The following is a 16,608-nucleotide window of genomic DNA, read 5'->3' as shown; positions in this document are numbered from 1 at the left end:
ACCCTAGTTGTGGCTGTGCAGGACGTCGTTGAGGCCGCCCCAGACCGCGTTGTTCGGGCGGGCCTCGACGGTGCCGGTCACCGAGTTGCGGCGGAAGAGGATGTTCGAGGCGCCGGAGAGCTCACGCGCCTTGACCACCTGTCCGTCCGGCAGGGTGACCCGGGTTCCGGCGGTGACGTACAGACCGGCCTCCACGACGCACTCGTCGCCCAGCGCGATCCCGACCCCGGCCTCGGCGCCGACCAGGCAGCGCTCGCCGATCACGATGCGCTCCTTGCCACCGCCGGAGAGCGTGCCCATGGTGGAGGCGCCGCCGCCGATGTCGGAGCCGTTGCCGACGACGACACCGGCGGAGATCCGGCCCTCGACCATCGACGTGCCGAGGGTGCCGGCGTTGAAGTTGACGAAGCCCTCGTGCATCACGGTGGTGCCGGCGGCGAGGTGCGCGCCGAGCCGCACCCGGTCGGCGTCGGCGATCCGGACGCCCTTCGGCGCGACGTAGTCCGTCATGCGCGGGAACTTGTCGACCGAGGTGACCTGGAGGTGCAGGCCCTCGGCGCGGGCGTTCAGCCGCACCTTCTCCAGGTCGTCCACGGCGACCGGGCCGAGCGAGGTCCAGGCCACGTTGGTGAGGAGGCCGAAGAGGCCGTCCAGGTTCTGCCCGTGCGGCTGGACGAGGCGGTGCGAGAGCAGATGCAGCCGCAGGTACGCGTCGTGCGCGTCGAGCGGCTTGTCGTCGAGCGAGGCGATGACCGTACGCACGGCGACGACCTCGACCCCGCGGCGGGCGTCCACGCCGATGGCCTTGGCGGCGCCCTCACCGAGCAGGTTGACGGCACGGTCGGGGGTGAGCCGCTCGGTTCCGGCCGGGCCGGGCTCGGCGGTGAGCTCGGGCGCGGGGAACCAGGTGTCGAGAACGGAACCGTCGCCGGCGATGGTGGCGAGGCCGGCGGCGACGGCGCCGGTGGTACGGGTGGAAGTCGTGTCGGTCATGACCAGAACCTAACCGGCCGGGCCCCGCCCCGGCGAACCGGTCTCAGCGTCCGGGCGTCGCGGGCCACCGGTTGCGCACGCGCCGTCCGCCGTACGGGGAGCACCCCCGTGGCCCCCGTACGGCGGATGACGGCTCGCGACCCGGAGGGTCAGGACCGCTGCCCCTTCCGGTCGACCAGAACGCTCCTCAGAAGGGCACTGACACCGTCCGCGACCGGGGAGTCCAGCGAGCCGTTGCCCGCATACCGCGAGGTCTTCGCGTCCAGGAGCAGCAGATCGCGCTCCCCCGGGAAGTGGATGCCGATGACCGGCCGGTTCAGCGCGTCCTGGGTCTGTACGGCCCGCAGTCCCGGGACGGTGGCCATCGCCCGGTACACCTGGGCGAGCCCCCGCGGGTCGGCGGGATACGACGACGCCAGCAGCCGGAGCGCCCTGAAGTCGTGCCGGGCGGGGCTCTCGCCGTTGCCCGGGTAGAAGGCGCGGGCCCGCTTCCTCACCTGGACCGGGTCGGCAGGCAGGTCCGCCAGGAACCGGAATCTTTCGCGGGGCGAGTGGTCGTCGCCCGACCTCCCGTTCTCGAAGGCCGGGTCCGCGTACCGGTACCAGTGCTCGGTCTCCCGGCGGCCGCCGCGCTCCTCCCCCGGGCCGTCCTCCTGGGCCCGGATCTCCAGGTCCTTGGTGTAGACCCACTGACCCGCCCGCGGCTTCGGCACCGGGTCGTCCGCGACCTCGTCGGCGGCGTCCCGCAACACCTGTGCGGCACTGCCCAGTTCGGACACGGTCGCGGGTGCGGCGCCGGGCAGGGTGCCCTGGTCGCCGCCGATGTACTGGGCGCCGAGCACGGTCGTCAGGGCCACCGCCGCGGTGGTCGCCAGCGCGGCGAGCCGCCAGTCCCCCGCAGCCGGCGCCGCCGCCCGGCGGCCTCGGTCAGCCGCTGCCGGCCTTCGGCCAGCGCGGCCCGGTCCGGGGCGGGCGCGTCGGCGCGCAGTTCCCGCAGCAGTGTCAGCTCATCCTTGGCCATGGGCCACCTCCAGGCTTTCGGTCACGACTGTGGGATCGGCGCCCAGGGCCTGGCGCACCTTGCGACGGGCCCGGTTGAGCCGGGAGCGGACCGTGCCGACGGGCAGCGAGAGCGCGTCGGCCACCTCCTGGTAGCTGAGGTCGGCCCAGGCGATCAGCAGGAGTACGTGCCGGTCGCCGGCGGACAGGGCGGCGAGCGCTCCGGCGAGTTCACCGTGCGCCGCCTGGGCGCTGACGCGGTGGTCGGCCCGTTCGGTCCAGGACTCGGCCACCGGGTCGGTCCCGGTGCGGGCCAGCGCGCGCAGGCCCCTGATCTCGGCACGGCGGTGCCTGCCGATGAGGTTGGCCGCGATCCCGTAGAGCCAGGGCCGGGCGCTCTCCCGGCCGGTGTCGAAGCGGGCGCGGGAGCGGAAGGCGGTGAGGAAGGTGTCGGCGGTGATGTCGTCGGCGGCGCCCTCACCGAGCCGCCGAGCGGCGTAGCGATGGATGTCGGGGGCGTACCGGTCGTAGAGCAGCGCGAATGTCTCGGGCCGTTCCAGCGACTGGCTGACGACTGCGGCGTCGTCTCCCGGGGGTCCGGTCACGGGGTCTCCGTCTTCTGCAGTGGCTGATGCGCGGTGTGTGTCACCTCCTGTTGCCCGAAGCGGCCTGACGGGTTCACGCAGCCGCCGGGCCAGGAGCACCGCCGCCCCGCCCCGCAGGCCGGCATCGCGCAGGCGGTGTCGAGTACTGCCGGCGGTAGACGAGGTCGACGCGGACGATCGCGGCGAGCAGGACCGGGACCGCCGGCATCCCCATCCCGCGCCACTCCCTGTGAGTTCCTTTTGGGAACGGACTATGGCAGCATGCTTTCCGCAGGTCAATCCAGTTGAATGGCCGTCCGACGTGACGGAGGAGCCCGATGCCCCAGCGCACCAGCCTGGCCGACGCCGACTGCGCGATCGCCCAGGCGCTCGACGTGGTCGGCGACTGGTGGACCCTGCTGATCGTGCGGGACACGGCGCGCGGGGTGCACCGTTTCGACGCGCTCCAGCAGGAGCTGGGCATGTCCCGCAAGGTCCTCACCGAGCGGCTGCGGCTGCTGGTGGAGGCGGGTGTCCTGTCCAGGGAGCCGTACCAGGAGCGGCCCGCCCGCTACGAGTACCGGCTCACCCCGCGCGGCCGCGCCCTGCTGCCTGTACTGATCGCGCTCCAGGACTGGGGCGACGCCTGGGTGACGGGAGACGGAACGACCATGGCGACCACGCAGGAGGCCTCGCAGGAGGCCGCACGGGTGCACGCACTGGTGGGCACCCGGGTACCGGAGCTGAGCCTGCCGGCGCACACCGGCGGGGAGCACGATCCGGTCGCCGGGACTCCGTACACCGTCCTGTACTTCTTCCCCGGCGCCTACGCCCGCCAGGAGTCCTATCCGCCGGGCTGGGCCGAGATCCCCGGCGCGCGGGGCTGCACCTTCGAGTCGTGCAGCTACCGCGACCAGCTGGCCGAGTTCACGGCGGCGGGCGCGACGGTGCACGGCGTCTCCACCCAGCGCCCGGACGAGCAGCGGGCGTTCGCGGAGGCGGAGCGGCTGCGCTTCCCGCTGCTTTCGGACGCCGGACTCGAGCTGACGGCCGCGCTGCGGCTGCCGACCTTCCGGGCCGCGGGGGTCAGCCGCATGAAGCGGCTGACGCTGGTGGTGGACCGGGACCGCACGGTCCGCGAGGCGCTGTATCCGATCACCGACATCGAGCAGAGCGTGCAGGCGGCACTGACTGCGGTCCGGGCAGCGGCGGCGGGCGGGAACCCGGCGGACGGGGTCAGCCGCTGATCCGCCCCAGCATCTCCCGCGCGTACGCCTCGTCGTAGACCCCGCCGGTGAGCAGCACCTGCAGGCAGATGCCGTCCATCAGCGCGACCAGCGCCCGCGCCGTGGCCGGATCGGTGCGGGCCGCCAGCAGTCCGGCCGCGGCGTCGGTCCACTCGGCGGCGACCGGCCGCAGCGCGGGTCGGCGCAGGGCGGCGAGGTAGAGCTCGTACTCCAGCTCCGCGCGGCCGCGGCCGCCGCCGAAGAACTCCCTCAGCAGCCGCGCGAGTTCGGCCGCGAGGTCGGCCGCCGGATCGGCGAGCGCCCGGCTCTCCCGCATGCCCGCGGCGAAGTTCTCGTTCGACCGGCGGAGCGCGGCGGTCAACAGCTCGTCCAGGGAGGCGAAGTGGTACGTCGTCGAGCCGAGCGGCACATCGGCCTCGGCCGCGACGGAGCGGTGACTGAGGCCGGCGATCCCCCTGGCACCGACCACCCGGATCGCCGCGTCGATGATCCGGGTGCGCCGCTCGGGGTCGTACCGCCGCACCATCAGTGCGCCCCGCCCACGTTGAGCACCACCACACCGGCGATGACCAGCACGATGCCCGCCACCTTGACCGGGCTGCCGGACTCCCCCATGAACAGCACGCCGATCACGGCGACGGCCGCGGTGCCGATGCCGGCCCAGATCGCGTAGGCGGTGCCCATCGACATGGTCTTGAGGGTCTGGGCGAGCAGCGAGAAGGCGAGCAGATAGCCGACGACGGTGATCAGCGAGGGCCAGAGCCGGGTGAACCCCTCGCTGTACTTCATCGCGGTCGTCCCGGCCACCTCGGCCGCGATGGCCGCGGCCAGCAGTCCATATCCCATGTGTACGAGAGTACGCATCGACGCATTCCGGGAGGCCTGAACCGCCGTACCGCAAGGGGCGCTACCGTGGTCCGTCCATGTACATGATCGACTGACCGACGGAGCAGCAGTGGCGCAGGACGCAGGGTGGGGCGGCGGTCCGTACGGGGGCGCGCCGTACGGGGGACCTCCTGGAGGACCGCCCGGCTGGGGCGGCTGGGGCGGCGGCTGGATGCCGCCCAAGCCCGGGGTGATACCGCTGGGGCCGATGAGGCTCGGGGACATATTCAACGGTGCGTTCGCCACCGTGGGCCGTTACTGGAAGCAGCTGTTGGGCATCGGCGCGGCCGCGTACGGCGGTGCGCTGGCCGTGCTCGCGGCAGCGGTCGCGATCGCGTACTCCGCGACCGGGGACCACCTGGACCGGCTGTTCGCGCTCAGCTCGGACGAGAACGCCGCCTCTGACGACTGGATACCGGTGGTCGTCGCGTTCGGCGCGATCGCGGTGGTGGGCCTGGTCACGGTCGTGCTCGCCACGGCCCTGATGTACGCGGCCGTGCCCGCGGTCCTCCAGGAGGCGGTCCTGGGCCGGCCGGCCGGCTTCTCGGACATCTGGCGGCGGGCCTGGGCGCGGGTGCCCGCCGTGATCGCCACGGTGTTCCTCACCTGGCTGATCGCGCTGGTGCCGATCCTGCTCGCCTGGGCCGGTTTCATCGCCTTCGTGATCGGTGTGGTCACCATGGCGGACGACGACGGCTCGATCGCGCTGGTCGTCATCGGCGTCCTCGGCGCCCTGGCGACAACGCCGCTGGCGGTCTGGCTCTGGGTGAAGTTCAGCCTGGCCCCCTCGGCCGTGGTCTTCGAGAACCAGGGACCCATCGCCGCGATGCGCCGCTCGTCCCAGCTGATGCGCGGCGACTGGTGGCGGATCTTCGGGATCACCCTGCTGGCCGGCGCCGTCGCGGGGACGGCGAGCTACGTGATCCAGCTGCCGTTCTCGCTCCTCGGCATGTTCTCGGGCATGCTCGGCTCGGCGAACCTGAGCGACGACCCGAACCCGGCCTCGGTCGCCCTGGCCATGAGCGGCTACCTGGTGGCCGTCATGGTCGGTCAGCTCATCAGCCAGCTGATCGTGGCCACCTTCCCGCCGCTGGTGACCGGACTGCTGTACGTGGACCGCCGGATGCGCACCGAGAGCCTGGGCCCGGTCCTCGCCGAGGCGGCCGCCGTACCGGCGCAGTACACGGCATAGCGGCGGCCGCGGGCGGGCAACTCCCCTGGCCAGCGGGGGACTTCCCGGGTGGAGGGGGGCCGATGAGGAACAATGGACGACGTTGTCGGCCGTCTTGAGAGAGGTGCCCATTGAGTAGGCTGCTGGACGCCTGCGAGACAACGGTCTCCCCGAGTCATCGCCTGTTCGGACTGGTGGACACGAGTGTCGACGCGTTCACTCCGCCTCCGGCCTCCTCCGCCTCGTGGTCCGGCCGGGAAGAGGTCGAGGTGGCGCTCCCCGAAGGCGAACTGGGTGTCGCGACCGTCGACGACGGGGTGGAGGAGGTCCCCTTGGTGCTGCCCGCCGCGGGAACGTACCGGATGCGGTGGCAGTGGGCGTTCAATCCCGAGAACGAACCCTTCACCTCTCCCCTGCCCGGCCCCCGGGATTCCCTGGCTTCACCTCCCGGCCACGAAGGCGGACTGAAGGGAAAGGACCAGTTCTGCCTGGTGCAGGTATGGCGGGTCGCCGCCTGAGCCAGGACGGCCACACGAAATGACTGGCCGCTGAGCCTTGCCGCCCGACGCAAGAGCCCCGCCCTGCTGAACCAGCACAGGACGGGGCGCCATCGGGAGACGTTGCGTGACGGACGGTCAGACAGTGCGGTACTCCCCCGCCTTGACCCCCGCCACGAAGGAGGCGAACGAACCGGCGGCGACGTTCAGCACGGGACCGGCCGGATTCTTGGAGTCACGGACGGGGACCACGCCACGCGAGGCGACGAGGTCGGTGGCGACCTCGATGCACTGGCCGCCGTTCTCGCTGTACGAAGACTTGAACCAACGGGGGGAATCGGTTGTCACGGCTTGCCCTTTCGTAAGCGGCTGATCATGGCCACGGATGCCGCTCGGGGCAACGCTTCGGCCTGCAGTTGATGGTAGTCCGTCAATAGCGGCAGTACGGAAGCACTTTCCCGCTCAAGGTGGCCCCGATTGGCCGACTCCGCGTACGACATGAGCGAGCGGTCCGGCATCGTGAGCACGGTCACCGGCAGCGTCATCGGGCGACGAACCCCGAGATCGAAAGGGGCCACTTGAAGCACGGTGTTCGGCAATTCGGCAAACTCCATCAACCGGGCGAACTGGGCCTCCATGACTGCATGGCCACCGATCGGTCGGAGAAGGCAGCTCTCGTCGAGTACGACGAATACCAAAGGGGGCGGCGTACGCGTGAGCGAAGCCTGACGCCGCGCCACCAGGGAGACCCGTTCGTCAGCCTGCTCCCGGGAGGCAACGCCCCGCTTCACGGTGCTGTCCCCGAGGGCTGATGCGTACTCCTGCGTCTGGAGCAGACCGGGTATCACGCCGACCTCGTAGAGCCTGACCTCTACTGCGCGCTCCTCGTGCGTCAGGTACTCCGGAAATCCCTCCAGCAGGGCCCTGTAACGGACGGCCCTGCTCTGACGTTGCAGCCGGCCTCCGCTCCCGAGTGCCCTGTCAGCACTTGCCGCGAACTGTTGAGTTGGCATCCGCCGCCCAGTTTCGACTGCGGAGATATGAGCGCCCGAGCACCCGATGCGCTCCGCCAGCTCGCCCTGCGTCCAGCCGCGCTCGTCCCTCAAGCTGCGGAGTCGTGCCCCAAACGCCGCACTGGGCGAACGCTCGGGATCAAGGTTCTTTCGGTTCACCATCTGGCACCTAACTTGCCTGCCACTTTCCGTAAGTTGAAGACACCCTGACTCTAAGCCACGCTGAACGCCCTTGGTAGTGAAACGACTACAGAGAGGAGCGGCGGTGTCCGAGCCGAACCATGCCCAACTCCCGCTCGCCGGAACGCTCGTCGTGGACAGCAGTCGCGGCGGCCGTGTCGGGGAGTTCCGAGGGGTCTCCGGCCCCTACTGGTCACTGCGGCCGATCGGCGGGGGTCCTGAGTGGGAAGCCCTCCCCGAGCACGTCCGCCCCGCCACCCGCGACGAGCGCCTCGGCGCCCGTACCGCGTACGAGAACGCCAGGAGCCGGGGGGAGGTCGCATGAGCGCCGAGCACACCGCCGAGTGCCGGCGCTGCCGGGAACTCGACCTGGCCGAGGCCGAGGCCCGGCGTGAACGGGACGGGAGCAGGGCGACCGACTGCCGTGTGCTGCGCAGGCGGCATCTCGCCGCCGAGCACGGGGAGCGCGCCGCGTGACCGGCCCCTGCTACGCCGTGGAGATCACCGCGACCACCGGATCGCGCGCCGTCCCGCTCGGCGGGGCCGTGCTGCGCAATCGCCGGATCGCCCTGCGCTGGCTGCGGCGGCAGGCGTTGCGGCTCGTGGACGGGCGGGGGCTTCGTGCGGCTCCGCGTGGTCCGGTGGGGCGGGGGTACGCCGGGTCGTCCTGCGGAGTTCCGGTGTGCGGGAGGGGCTCCGGTCCTGGGCCGGGGACGAGGGGCAGCAGGACGAGGCGATGGCCCGGCTGCAAGCCGGGAGTCCCGACGTGTTCACCGTGGTCGATCCCGTCGCCGGCCTCCTGGTGACGCTCACCGGGTGGCGCGTCCGGCCGGACCGTGCCGTCGAGGGACAACGAGACGGCCGTGCACGCCAGGCGGACCGGCGGGCACGGCCGTACGACGGGCGAACCGTGGGGTTCGCCGCTCAGGGTCAGTTGTTGACGGTGAACCAGGTGGCGCGGGACTTCTTCCACTCGTCGTGGTCGAGGTCCTTGGCCTCCGTGCCGTCCCCGTAGAGGTCGGCCGAGCCGGCGTCCGTGATCAGCTGGGCGCGTGCGCCGGGTGTGTTCAGGTCCGGTACGTCGACGACGGCCTCCCAGCCGCCCGGGTCGGCGGTCGGCAGGTCGAGCCGCTTCTGCGGGGCGTGTCCCGCGACGCCGTCCCAGGAGTAGAGGGCGTACGGGTCGGAGTTGTCGTCCGCGGCCCAGGAACCGGCCACGATCAGGTACTGGTCGGCGGAGTTCTTGCGGATGTCGCGGATGCTGAGCCCGCCGAGGTCCAGCTCGATCGGGGTGCCGATCAGCGCCTTGGCCCCGGAACCGGCCACCTTGTCGAAGTTGGTGACGGGCACGATCAGCGCCTTGCCGCCCTCCTTCGGCGGGACGAGCGGCGCCCGGAAACCGAGGTAGGCGGTGGTCGTCGAGCCGGGGGCGAATTCCAGGCCCTCGACGTTGAACCCGTCGATCTGCTTGGGCACTTCGCCGTCCGCCGTGCCCGCGGCGAAGCCGTAGCGGTTGCCGTTGGACTTGTCCCAGGCGACGAGGTCGTCCCGGAGCTTCTTGTACGAGCCGCCCACGGTCAGCTGCGTGGCGGCGCCGGAGCCGCTCACCGTGGTCGTGAAGACGGTGTTGCGGTCGGACTTGTACTCGCCGTCCTTGTTGTTGCCGAGCGAGCCCGTCCAGTAGACCGTGTTGCCGACCCGGGCCGCACCCTCGATGTCGACCTCCTTGGAGACGCCCAGCTTCGAGGCGATGTCCCAGGTGCGGACGGGGGCGCCGGAGGCCGAACGGTCGTAGAGGCGAAGGGTGTTGGACTCGTCGTCGGCGACCACGGCGTAGCCGCCACCGACGTCGACGGCGGCCGAGGCGTCGGAGGAGCCGGTGAGGTAGCGGGTGTCAGCGGCGTTCTGCACGGCTGCGGACGCCGCGTAGTGCAGAGACTTGGTGGCGGTCTTCCCGCCGAGGCCGGTGACCTTGATCGTGAGGTCGGTGTAGCCGCGGGCGTGGGCGGCGACACGCAGTTGCCGGGTGGCGCCCGTGCCGGTGACGGTCACGTCGCCGGTCGCGGCGACGGACGACTTGGAGCTGGCGGACGCGGCGACGCCGAGCGCGGTGACGTCGGCGCCGCTCTGGGCGACGGTGACGGTCAGCACGGGGTCGGCGGTGGCGCCGACGGCACCGGAGAGGTATCCGGCCGACAGCGTGATCGTCGGCGTCCCGTAGCTCGCGGCGTGCGCGGGTGCGCCGAGGCCGAGGGCTGCCAGCGCCAGGGCGCCGCCCACAGCGGCGACGGTCCTGCGAGGGGGGAGGACAAGGTGATGCAGCACGGATTGCCTCTCGTCGGCGTGGTGTCGATGAGTAGGTTCCGATTCTCGCGTCAACGCCAGGCGGACGCAGGGGGTACGGCGGACGAACAACGTCGAACGGCCCCCGGCAGGAGCCGGGGGCCGTTCACACAGCGGTGGTGCCGCTCAGACGTTGAAGCCCAGCGCGCGCAGCTGCTCGCGGCCGTCGTCCGTGATCTTGTCCGGGCCCCACGGCGGCATCCAGACCCAGTTGATCCGGAGCTCGTTGACGATGCCGTCGGTGGCGGACTTCGCCTGGTCCTCGATGACGTCGGTCAGCGGGCAGGCCGCGGACGTCAGCGTCATGTCGAGGGTGGCGATGTTCGCGTCGTCGACGTGGATGCCGTAGATCAGGCCCAGGTTGACGACGTCGATGCCCAGCTCGGGGTCGACGACGTCGTACAGCGCCTCGCGGACCTCCTCCTCGGAGGCCGGCTTGGTGGTGAGGGTCTCGTTCTCGCTCATGCGGTCTTCCCTTCGGACAGCGCCTTCGCCGTCGCGTCCTTCCACGCCATCCAGCTCAGCAGCGCGCATTTGACCCGGGCCGGATACTTGGAGACACCGGCGAACGCGACCGCGTCCTCCAGCACCTCCTCCATCGCGTCGTCCGGCTCCAGCTGTCCCTTGGACTGCATCAGCTCCAGGAACGCGGCCTGGATCTTCTGGGCCTCGCCCAGTTCCTTGCCGACCAGCAGCTCGTTCAGCACGGAGGCGCTGGCCTGGCTGATCGAGCAGCCCTGGCCCTCGTAACTCACATCGGCGATGGTCTCGCCGTCGTACCGCACCCGCAACGTGATCTCGTCACCGCACGTCGGATTGACGTGGTGCACCTCGGCGTCGCCGTCCCGCAGGCCACGCCCGTGGGGGTGCTTGTAGTGGTCCAGGATCACTTCCTGGTACATGGAATCAAGCTTCACCAGTCAACCCTCAGCCGCTGTCTAACCGAAAAAGTTCCGGACGTGTTCCAGACCGTCCACCAGGGCGTCGACCTCGGCGGGCGTGGAGTACAGATAGAACGACGCTCGCGTCGTCGCAGGAATTCCGTACCGCAGGCAGACCGGCCGTGCGCAGTGGTGTCCGACCCGGACCGCGATGCCCTGCTCGTCGAGTACCTGGCCCACGTCGTGCGGGTGGATGTCGCCGAGCGTGAAGGAGATCGTGGCTCCCCGGTCCTCGGCGGTGGCCGGGCCGATGATCCGGAGGTCCGGGACCTCCAGGAGCCGCCGCACCGCGTACTCGGTGATCGCCTGCTCGTGGCGGTGGATGTTCTCCATGCCGATCGCCGAGAGGTAGTCCACGGCCGCGCCGAGGCCGACGGCCTGGGCGATCGGGGGCGTACCGGCCTCGAACTTGTGCGGCGCCGGGGCGTACGTCGACGAGTGCATCGACACCGTCTCGATCATCTCGCCGCCGCCGAGGAACGGCGGCAGGTCCTCCAGGAGCTCCTGCCGTCCCCAGAGCACGCCGATGCCGGTCGGGCCGACCATCTTGTGGCCGGTGAAGGCCACGAAGTCGGCCTGCAGCGCCTGCACGTCGAGCACCATGTGCGGGGCGGCCTGCGAGGCGTCGATGCAGACCAGCGCACCGACCTCCTGCGCGCGCCGGACGATCTGCTCGACCGGGTTGATCGTGCCCATGATGTTCGAGACCAGCGTGAAGGAGACGATCTTCGTCTTCTCGGTGATGATCTCGTCGATGTTGGACAGGTCGAGCCGGCCGTCGTCGGTGATGCCGAACCACTTCAGCTTCGCACCGGTGCGCTGCGAGAGCAGCTGCCACGGCACGATGTTGGAGTGGTGCTCCATCTCCGTGGTGACGATCTCGGTCTCGTGGTCGACCCGATAGGGCTCGTCGGCCCAGCCGAGCATGTTGGCGACGAGGTTGAGCGACTCCGAGGCGTTCTTGGTGAAGATCACCTCGTTGCGGCTGGGCGCGTTGATGAACGCGGCGACCTTGTCACGAGCGCCCTCGTACAGCGCCGTGGCTTCCTCCGCGATCGTGTACACGCCGCGGTGCACATTGGCGTTGTGCCGCTCGTAGTACTCGTTGAGGGCATCGAGCACCTGGCGCGGCTTCTGCGAGGTCGCCGCGCTGTCCAGGTAAACGATCTTCTTGCCGTCGTGGACCGTGCGGTCCAGGATCGGGAAGTCCTTGCGGATCGCCTCGGTGTCGAGGAGGCCGGAGAGCCCTGTCGGGCGTCAGTCACGCGGAAGCGCCACCCTTCGTGTAGGCCTCGTAGCCCTCGTCCTCAAGCTTGTCAGCGAGTTCGGCGCCGCCGGACTCGGCGATCCGGCCGTTGGCGAACACGTGCACGAAGTCGGGCTTGATGTAGCGGAGGATCCGGGTGTAGTGCGTGATCAGCAGGGTGCCGACCTCGCCGGACTCACGGACCCGGTTGACGCCTTCGGAGACGGTCTTCAGCGCGTCGACGTCCAGGCCGGAGTCGGTCTCGTCGAGGATCGCGATCTTCGGCTTGAGGAGCTCCAGCTGAAGGATCTCGTGGCGCTTCTTCTCGCCGCCGGAGAAGCCCTCGTTGACGTTGCGCTCGGCGAAGGCCGGGTCCATCTGGAGGCCGGCCATCGTCTCCTTGACCTCCTTCACCCAGGTACGCAGCTTGGGCGCCTCGCCGCGGACGGCGGTGGCGGAGGTGCGCAGGAAGTTGGAGACCGAGACACCGGGGATCTCGACCGGGTACTGCATGGCGAGGAACAGGCCGGCACGGGCGCGCTCGTCGACGGACATCTCCAGGACGTTCTCGCCGTCCAGGGTCACCGTGCCGCTGGTGATCGTGTACTTGGGGTGGCCTGCGAGGGAGTACGCAAGGGTGGACTTGCCGGACCCGTTGGGGCCCATGATGGCGTGGGTCTCGCCCTGCTTCACGGTCAGGTCGACGCCCTTGAGGATCTCCTTCGTGGCGTTGTCGGCCTCGACGGTGACGTGCAGGTCGCGGATTTCAAGCGTTGCCATGGGTGACTCAGGACTCCTGGGTGACGGAGACGAGCACATCGTCCCCTTGGATCTTGACGGGGTATACGGGGACGGGGCGCGTCGCGGGAAGGCCGGACGGCTTGCCGGTGCGCAGGTCGAAGCTCGATCCGTGCAGCCAGCACTCGATCATGCAGTCCTCGACCTCGCCCTCGGACAGTGAGACGTTCGCGTGCGAGCAGATGTCGTTGATCGCGAACACCTCGCCCTCGGTGCGGACGACGGACACCGGCGTGCCTTCGAGCTCCACCCGCTTGGGGTGTCGTCCTCCAGCTCGCTCAGCGCACAGGCTTTGACGAAGGCCATCAGACCGACGCCTTCAGCTCGGTCTCGATCTTGTCGAGGAGACGTGCTTCGACGTCCGGCAGGCCGATCTGCTGGACCAGCTCGGCGAAGAAGCCGCGCACGACGAGGCGGCGGGCCTCCTCGGCCGGGATACCGCGGGACTGCAGGTAGAACAGCTGCTCGTCGTCGAAGCGGCCGGTCGCCGAGGCGTGTCCGGCGCCGACGATCTCGCCGGTCTCGATCTCCAGGTTCGGGACCGAGTCGACCCGCGCACCGTCGGTGAGGACCAGGTTGCGGTTCATCTCGTACGTGTCGGTGCCCTCGGCGCTCGCCTGGATCAGGACGTCACCGATCCAGACGGCGTGCGCGCCCTCGCCCTGCAGCGCGCCCTTGTAGGCCACGTTGGACTTGCAGTGCGGGGCGTTGTGGTCGACCAGGAGGCGGTGCTCCTGGTGCTGGCCCTTGTCGGTGAAGTACAGACCGAAGAGCTCGGCCTCGCCGCCGGGGCCCGCGTAGGCGATCCGCGGGTGGAGGCGGACGACGTCGCCACCGAAGGTGACCACGATGGACTTGAAGGAGGCGTCCCGGCCGACCAGCGCGTTGTGCTGGCCGACGTGGACGGCGCTCTCGTCCCAGTCCTGGACGGAGACGACGGTCAGCTTCGCACCGTCGCCCAGGACGTAGTCGACGTTGGCGGCGAGCACCGCGTCACCGGTGTGGTCGATGACGACGACGGCCTCGGCGAAGGCGCCCAGCTCGATGACCTGGTGGCCGTAGGCCACGCCGCCCTCGCCGTGCACGGTGATCCGGATCGGCTCGGCGAGCACGGCTTCCTTGTCGACCGTGACGACGGAGGCCTGCTCGAAGGACGAGTAGGCCTGCGCGGCGACGCGGTCCACCGGCGTACCGGCCTTGCCCAGCCGGGCGTCGTCGCGGCCGACGGTCTCGACCGTGACGCCCGAGGGGGCCTCGATCGCGACCTTCACGCCGCCGCCGTTGGCGACGGCCGTGCCGTCGTGCAGCCCGCGCAGCCGCTCCAGCGGCGTGAACCGCCACTCCTCCTCGCGGCCGTGCGGGACCGGGAAGTCCGCGACGTCGAAGGACGGGGGCGCGCTCATGCGCGTGGCGACGGTCGACTCGGCGGCCACCGCGATGGACCCGGCGGTGGTGGATCCCGCCGGAATGTTCTGAGCCTCAGCCATGGCTGTCGTAGTGCTCGCTTTCTCAGTCGGACGATGTCGGGGGATTCGGTCGCCGGCGTACTAGCCGACCGAACCCTCCATCTGCAGCTCGATCAGCCGGTTCAGCTCGAGGGCGTACTCCATGGGGAGCTCCTTCGCGATCGGCTCGACGAAGCCGCGCACGATCATCGCCATCGCCTCGAACTCCGTCATGCCGCGGCTCATCAGGTAGAAGAGCTGGTCCTCGGAGACCTTGGAGACGGTCGCCTCGTGGCCCATCGACACGTCGTCCTCACGGACGTCGACGTACGGGTAGGTGTCGGAGCGCGAGATCGTGTCGACGAGCAGCGCGTCACAGAGCACGTTGGACTTCGCGCCCGGCGCACCCTCACCGATCTCGATCAGACCGCGGTAGGAGGTACGGCCGCCGCCTCGCGCCACCGACTTGGAGACGATGTTGGACGAGGTGTTCGGAGCCATGTGGACCATCTTGGCGCCGGCGTCCTGGTGCTGGCCCTCGCCCGCGAAGGCGATGGACAGGGTCTCGCCCTTGGCGTGCTCGCCCATCAGGTAGATGGCCGGGTACTTCATGGTGACCTTGGAGCCGATGTTGCCGTCGACCCATTCCATGGTCGCGCCCTCGTAGGCCACGGCGCGCTTGGTGACCAGGTTGTAGACGTTGTTCGACCAGTTCTGGATCGTCGTGTAGCGGCAGCGGCCGCCCTTCTTCACGATGATCTCGACCACGGCGGAGTGCAGGGAGTCCGAGGAGTAGATCGGCGCGGTGCAGCCCTCGACGTAGTGGACGTAGGCGTCCTCGTCGACGATGATCAGCGTCCGCTCGAACTGGCCCATGTTCTCCGTGTTGATACGGAAGTAGGCCTGGAGCGGGATCTCCACGTGCACGCCCTTCGGCACGTAGATGAACGAGCCACCGGACCACACGGCCGTGTTCAGCGAGGCGAACTTGTTGTCGCCGACCGGGATGACGGTGCCGAAGTACTCCTTGAAGAGCTCCGGGTGCTCCTTCAGCGCGGTGTCGGTGTCCATGAAGATGACACCCTGCGCCTCCAGCTCCTCGTTGATCTGGTGGTAGACGACCTCGGACTCGTACTGCGCGGCTACACCGGCGACGAGGCGCTGCTTCTCCGCCTCCGGGATGCCGAGCTTGTCGTACGTGTTCTTGATGTCCGCGGGCAGGTCCTCCCAGGACGCCGCCTGCTTCTCCGTCGAACGCACGAAGTACTTGATGTTGTCGAAGTCGATGCCCGACAGGTCCGAGCCCCAGTTCGGCATGGGCTTCTTGCCGAAGAGCTTGAGGCCCTTGAGCCGCAGCTTCAGCATCCACTCGGGCTCGTTCTTCTTCTCCGAGATGTCGCGGACGACAGCCTCGGAGAGGCCGCGCTTGGCCGCTGCGCCTGCCGCGTCGGAGTCGGCCCAGCCGAATTCGTACGTGCCCAGGCCATCGAGCTCAGGGTGGGCAGTCTCCGTAGGGAGCGTCATGCGGGGTTCCTCCCGGGCTTGCTTGCAGATGCTGAATGAGTGGTCTGTGGGGTGGGGTGGCCGCTTCGCGGGATGTAGGTCGTGCACACCCCGTCGCCGTGGGCGATCGTGGCGAGTCGCTGCACATGGGTCCCCAGGAGGCTGGAGAAGATCTCCGTCTCCGCCTCGCACAGCTGCGGGTACTGCTCGGCGACGTGTGCCACCGGGCAGTGGTGCTGACACAGCTGTTCACCCTGCTGCGGGCCCGGCGCGCTTCGCGCCGTAGCAGCGTACCCGTCGGCGGACAAGGCCTTGGCCAGAGCCTCCGTGCGGGCCTCGGGGTCCGCGGCGTCCACCGCCGCGCGGTAGGCCCCCGACTGGTCGGCGGCCCTCGCCCTGGCGAACGCCATGACAGCTTCGTCGCCCGCGGTCTCGGCGATCCAGCGCAGGGCGTCCGCGGCGAGGTCGTCGTAGGACTGGTCGAAGGCGTCCCGGCCGCACTCGGTCAGGGCGAACACCTTGGCCGGACGGCCACGGGTCCGTGCCCCGTACACCCGCTGTTCGCGGGCCTCGACGACATCGTCGGAGAGGAGTGCGTCGAGCTGACGGCGGACGGCGGCCTGGGTGAGGCCCAGGCGCTTCGCCAGGTCGGCGGCGGTGGAGGGGCCGTGGTCCAGGACGGAGCGCGCGATCCGGTTGCGCGTCGAGCGCTCACCGGTCGCGAGTTCCTCCTGCGAAGCCTCGCCCACGTATTTCACAACGC

20 protein-coding genes and 2 pseudogenes are annotated in these 16,608 nt (G+C 70.1%); 5 read left to right on the top strand and 17 right to left on the bottom strand.

Annotated elements, in window-relative coordinates:
- Positions 1 to 3: 3 nt before the first annotated feature.
- The 4 genes and pseudogenes from dapD to LNW71_RS25880 all read right to left on the bottom strand — a co-directional run bounded on the left by dapD (position 4) and on the right by LNW71_RS25880 (position 2,597).
- Positions 4 to 993, bottom strand: coding sequence for a 2,3,4,5-tetrahydropyridine-2,6-dicarboxylate N-succinyltransferase (dapD, locus tag LNW71_RS25895; RefSeq protein ID WP_250970419.1), 990 nt, complete (start codon positions 991 to 993; stop codon positions 4 to 6).
- Positions 994 to 1,142: 149 nt separating this feature from the next.
- A pseudogene (locus tag LNW71_RS25890) lies at positions 1,143 to 1,907 on the bottom strand (CU044_5270 family protein); the annotation flags it as partial.
- Entirely contained in the window at positions 1,841 to 2,014 is a 174-nt protein-coding gene (locus tag LNW71_RS25885) for a hypothetical protein (RefSeq protein WP_250970418.1), read from the bottom strand. The gene LNW71_RS25885 and the pseudogene LNW71_RS25890, both read right to left, overlap by 67 nt.
- Positions 2,001 to 2,597 (bottom strand): RNA polymerase sigma factor, encoded by a 597-nt coding sequence (locus LNW71_RS25880; protein ID WP_250970417.1) that lies wholly within the window; start codon positions 2,595 to 2,597, stop codon positions 2,001 to 2,003. Before LNW71_RS25880 ends, LNW71_RS25885 begins: the two co-directional genes overlap by 14 nt.
- Before the next feature lie 317 nt (positions 2,598 to 2,914).
- Here LNW71_RS25880 and LNW71_RS25875 point away from each other — a divergent pair, with 317 nt between their 5' ends.
- Positions 2,915 to 3,823, top strand: coding sequence for a winged helix-turn-helix transcriptional regulator (locus tag LNW71_RS25875; RefSeq protein WP_250970416.1), 909 nt, complete (start codon positions 2,915 to 2,917; stop codon positions 3,821 to 3,823).
- On the opposite strand, the gene LNW71_RS25870 is transcribed toward LNW71_RS25875, so the two are convergent.
- Complete coding sequence (locus LNW71_RS25870) at positions 3,813 to 4,349, bottom strand: TetR family transcriptional regulator (protein ID WP_250970415.1); 537 nt, start codon at positions 4,347 to 4,349, stop codon at positions 3,813 to 3,815. The genes LNW71_RS25875 and LNW71_RS25870 overlap by 11 nt on opposite strands.
- Complete coding sequence (locus tag LNW71_RS25865; RefSeq protein ID WP_250970414.1) at positions 4,349 to 4,669, bottom strand: multidrug efflux SMR transporter; 321 nt, start codon at positions 4,667 to 4,669, stop codon at positions 4,349 to 4,351. Before LNW71_RS25865 ends, LNW71_RS25870 begins: the two co-directional genes overlap by 1 nt.
- A 211-nt stretch (positions 4,670 to 4,880) precedes the next feature.
- Here LNW71_RS25865 and LNW71_RS25860 point away from each other — a divergent pair, with 211 nt between their 5' ends.
- Both LNW71_RS25860 and LNW71_RS25855 read left to right on the top strand, forming a co-directional pair.
- Positions 4,881 to 5,900: a hypothetical protein gene (locus LNW71_RS25860; protein WP_285803015.1), complete on the top strand. Its 1,020-nt coding sequence runs from the start codon at positions 4,881 to 4,883 to the stop codon at positions 5,898 to 5,900.
- Positions 5,901 to 6,010: 110 nt separating this feature from the next.
- Positions 6,011 to 6,397, top strand: a complete 387-nt coding sequence (locus LNW71_RS25855; RefSeq protein WP_250970412.1) for a hypothetical protein — start codon at positions 6,011 to 6,013, stop codon at positions 6,395 to 6,397.
- Between the two features lie 117 nt (positions 6,398 to 6,514).
- Here LNW71_RS25855 and LNW71_RS25850 read toward each other — a convergent pair whose 3' ends face one another.
- Together LNW71_RS25850 and LNW71_RS25845 are read right to left on the bottom strand one after the other, a co-directional pair.
- Positions 6,515 to 6,724 carry a DUF397 domain-containing protein gene (locus tag LNW71_RS25850; RefSeq protein ID WP_250970411.1) on the bottom strand — a complete coding sequence of 70 codons (210 nt, stop codon included), beginning with the start codon at positions 6,722 to 6,724 and terminating at the stop codon, positions 6,515 to 6,517.
- Positions 6,721 to 7,551: a helix-turn-helix transcriptional regulator gene (locus LNW71_RS25845; RefSeq protein WP_250970410.1), complete on the bottom strand. Its 831-nt coding sequence runs from the start codon at positions 7,549 to 7,551 to the stop codon at positions 6,721 to 6,723. Before LNW71_RS25845 ends, LNW71_RS25850 begins: the two co-directional genes overlap by 4 nt.
- 103 nt (positions 7,552 to 7,654) lie before the next feature.
- On the opposite strand from LNW71_RS25845, the gene LNW71_RS25840 reads away from it, so the two are divergent.
- Together LNW71_RS25840 and LNW71_RS25835 are read left to right on the top strand one after the other, a co-directional pair.
- Positions 7,655 to 7,894, top strand: a complete 240-nt coding sequence (locus LNW71_RS25840) for a hypothetical protein (RefSeq protein WP_250970409.1) — start codon at positions 7,655 to 7,657, stop codon at positions 7,892 to 7,894.
- Positions 7,891 to 8,046 carry a hypothetical protein gene (locus LNW71_RS25835; protein WP_250970408.1) on the top strand — a complete coding sequence of 52 codons (156 nt, stop codon included), beginning with the start codon at positions 7,891 to 7,893 and terminating at the stop codon, positions 8,044 to 8,046. The genes LNW71_RS25840 and LNW71_RS25835 overlap by 4 nt, the downstream gene beginning before the upstream one ends.
- A gap of 453 nt (positions 8,047 to 8,499) precedes the next feature.
- Here the strand turns inward: LNW71_RS25835 and LNW71_RS25825 are convergent, their stop codons facing one another.
- From LNW71_RS25825 to LNW71_RS25785, 9 genes and pseudogenes are all read right to left on the bottom strand, one after another.
- Positions 8,500 to 9,894, bottom strand: a complete 1,395-nt coding sequence (locus LNW71_RS25825) for a DUF3616 domain-containing protein (RefSeq protein ID WP_374119449.1) — start codon at positions 9,892 to 9,894, stop codon at positions 8,500 to 8,502.
- 144 nt (positions 9,895 to 10,038) lie between these two features.
- On the bottom strand, positions 10,039 to 10,377 hold the full coding sequence (locus LNW71_RS25820) for a metal-sulfur cluster assembly factor (protein ID WP_250970406.1): 339 nt from the start codon (positions 10,375 to 10,377) through the stop codon (positions 10,039 to 10,041).
- Positions 10,374 to 10,829, bottom strand: coding sequence for a Fe-S cluster assembly sulfur transfer protein SufU (gene sufU / locus LNW71_RS25815; protein WP_024492621.1), 456 nt, complete (start codon positions 10,827 to 10,829; stop codon positions 10,374 to 10,376). The genes LNW71_RS25820 and sufU overlap by 4 nt, the downstream gene beginning before the upstream one ends.
- Before the next feature lie 21 nt (positions 10,830 to 10,850).
- On the bottom strand, positions 10,851 to 12,071 hold the full coding sequence (locus tag LNW71_RS25810; protein ID WP_250972148.1) for a cysteine desulfurase: 1,221 nt from the start codon (positions 12,069 to 12,071) through the stop codon (positions 10,851 to 10,853).
- 43 nt (positions 12,072 to 12,114) lie between these two features.
- Positions 12,115 to 12,879, bottom strand: a complete 765-nt coding sequence (gene sufC, locus LNW71_RS25805) for a Fe-S cluster assembly ATPase SufC (RefSeq protein ID WP_250970405.1) — start codon at positions 12,877 to 12,879, stop codon at positions 12,115 to 12,117.
- A 7-nt stretch (positions 12,880 to 12,886) separates the two neighbouring features.
- Positions 12,887 to 13,203, bottom strand: a pseudogene (locus tag LNW71_RS25800) (bifunctional 3-phenylpropionate/cinnamic acid dioxygenase ferredoxin subunit).
- On the bottom strand, positions 13,203 to 14,384 hold the full coding sequence (sufD, locus tag LNW71_RS25795; RefSeq protein ID WP_250970404.1) for a Fe-S cluster assembly protein SufD: 1,182 nt from the start codon (positions 14,382 to 14,384) through the stop codon (positions 13,203 to 13,205). The pseudogene LNW71_RS25800 and the gene sufD overlap by 1 nt, the downstream one beginning before the upstream one ends.
- Before the next feature lie 60 nt (positions 14,385 to 14,444).
- Positions 14,445 to 15,866: a Fe-S cluster assembly protein SufB gene (sufB, locus tag LNW71_RS25790; RefSeq protein WP_250970403.1), complete on the bottom strand. Its 1,422-nt coding sequence runs from the start codon at positions 15,864 to 15,866 to the stop codon at positions 14,445 to 14,447.
- The gene (locus LNW71_RS25785) at positions 15,863 to 16,603 is read right to left on the bottom strand and encodes a metalloregulator ArsR/SmtB family transcription factor (protein WP_250970402.1); all 741 of its coding nucleotides are present in this window, start codon (positions 16,601 to 16,603) and stop codon (positions 15,863 to 15,865) included. Before LNW71_RS25785 ends, sufB begins: the two co-directional genes overlap by 4 nt.
- Between the last annotated feature and the right edge of the window lie 5 nt (positions 16,604 to 16,608).

This window comes from Streptomyces sp. RKAG290 (assembly GCF_023701695.1).
Taxonomy (GTDB): Bacteria; Actinomycetota; Actinomycetes; order Streptomycetales; family Streptomycetaceae; genus Streptomyces.
The sequence above is the reverse complement of the archived record's forward strand: the minus strand, read 5'-3'. Positions and strand labels throughout refer to the sequence as shown.

Bases quoted from the DNA above. Each gene is read 5' to 3' on its own strand.
- dapD (WP_250970419.1), bottom strand. From the start codon at position 993: ATGACCGACACGACTTCCACCCGTACCACCGGCGCCGTCGCCGCCGGC.
- LNW71_RS25885 (WP_250970418.1), bottom strand. From the start codon at position 2,014: ATGGCCAAGGATGAGCTGACACTGCTGCGGGAACTGCGCGCCGACGCG.
- LNW71_RS25875 (WP_250970416.1), top strand. From the start codon at position 2,915: ATGCCCCAGCGCACCAGCCTGGCCGACGCCGACTGCGCGATCGCCCAG.
- LNW71_RS25870 (WP_250970415.1), bottom strand. From the start codon at position 4,349: ATGGTGCGGCGGTACGACCCCGAGCGGCGCACCCGGATCATCGACGCG.
- LNW71_RS25865 (WP_250970414.1), bottom strand. From the start codon at position 4,669: ATGGGATATGGACTGCTGGCCGCGGCCATCGCGGCCGAGGTGGCCGGG.
- LNW71_RS25860 (WP_285803015.1), top strand. From the start codon at position 4,881: ATGCCGCCCAAGCCCGGGGTGATACCGCTGGGGCCGATGAGGCTCGGG.
- LNW71_RS25845 (WP_250970410.1), bottom strand. From the start codon at position 7,551: ATGGTGAACCGAAAGAACCTTGATCCCGAGCGTTCGCCCAGTGCGGCG.
- LNW71_RS25835 (WP_250970408.1), top strand. From the start codon at position 7,891: ATGAGCGCCGAGCACACCGCCGAGTGCCGGCGCTGCCGGGAACTCGAC.
- LNW71_RS25820 (WP_250970406.1), bottom strand. From the start codon at position 10,377: ATGAGCGAGAACGAGACCCTCACCACCAAGCCGGCCTCCGAGGAGGAG.
- sufC (WP_250970405.1), bottom strand. From the start codon at position 12,879: ATGGCAACGCTTGAAATCCGCGACCTGCACGTCACCGTCGAGGCCGAC.
- sufD (WP_250970404.1), bottom strand. From the start codon at position 14,384: ATGGCTGAGGCTCAGAACATTCCGGCGGGATCCACCACCGCCGGGTCC.
- sufB (WP_250970403.1), bottom strand. From the start codon at position 15,866: ATGACGCTCCCTACGGAGACTGCCCACCCTGAGCTCGATGGCCTGGGC.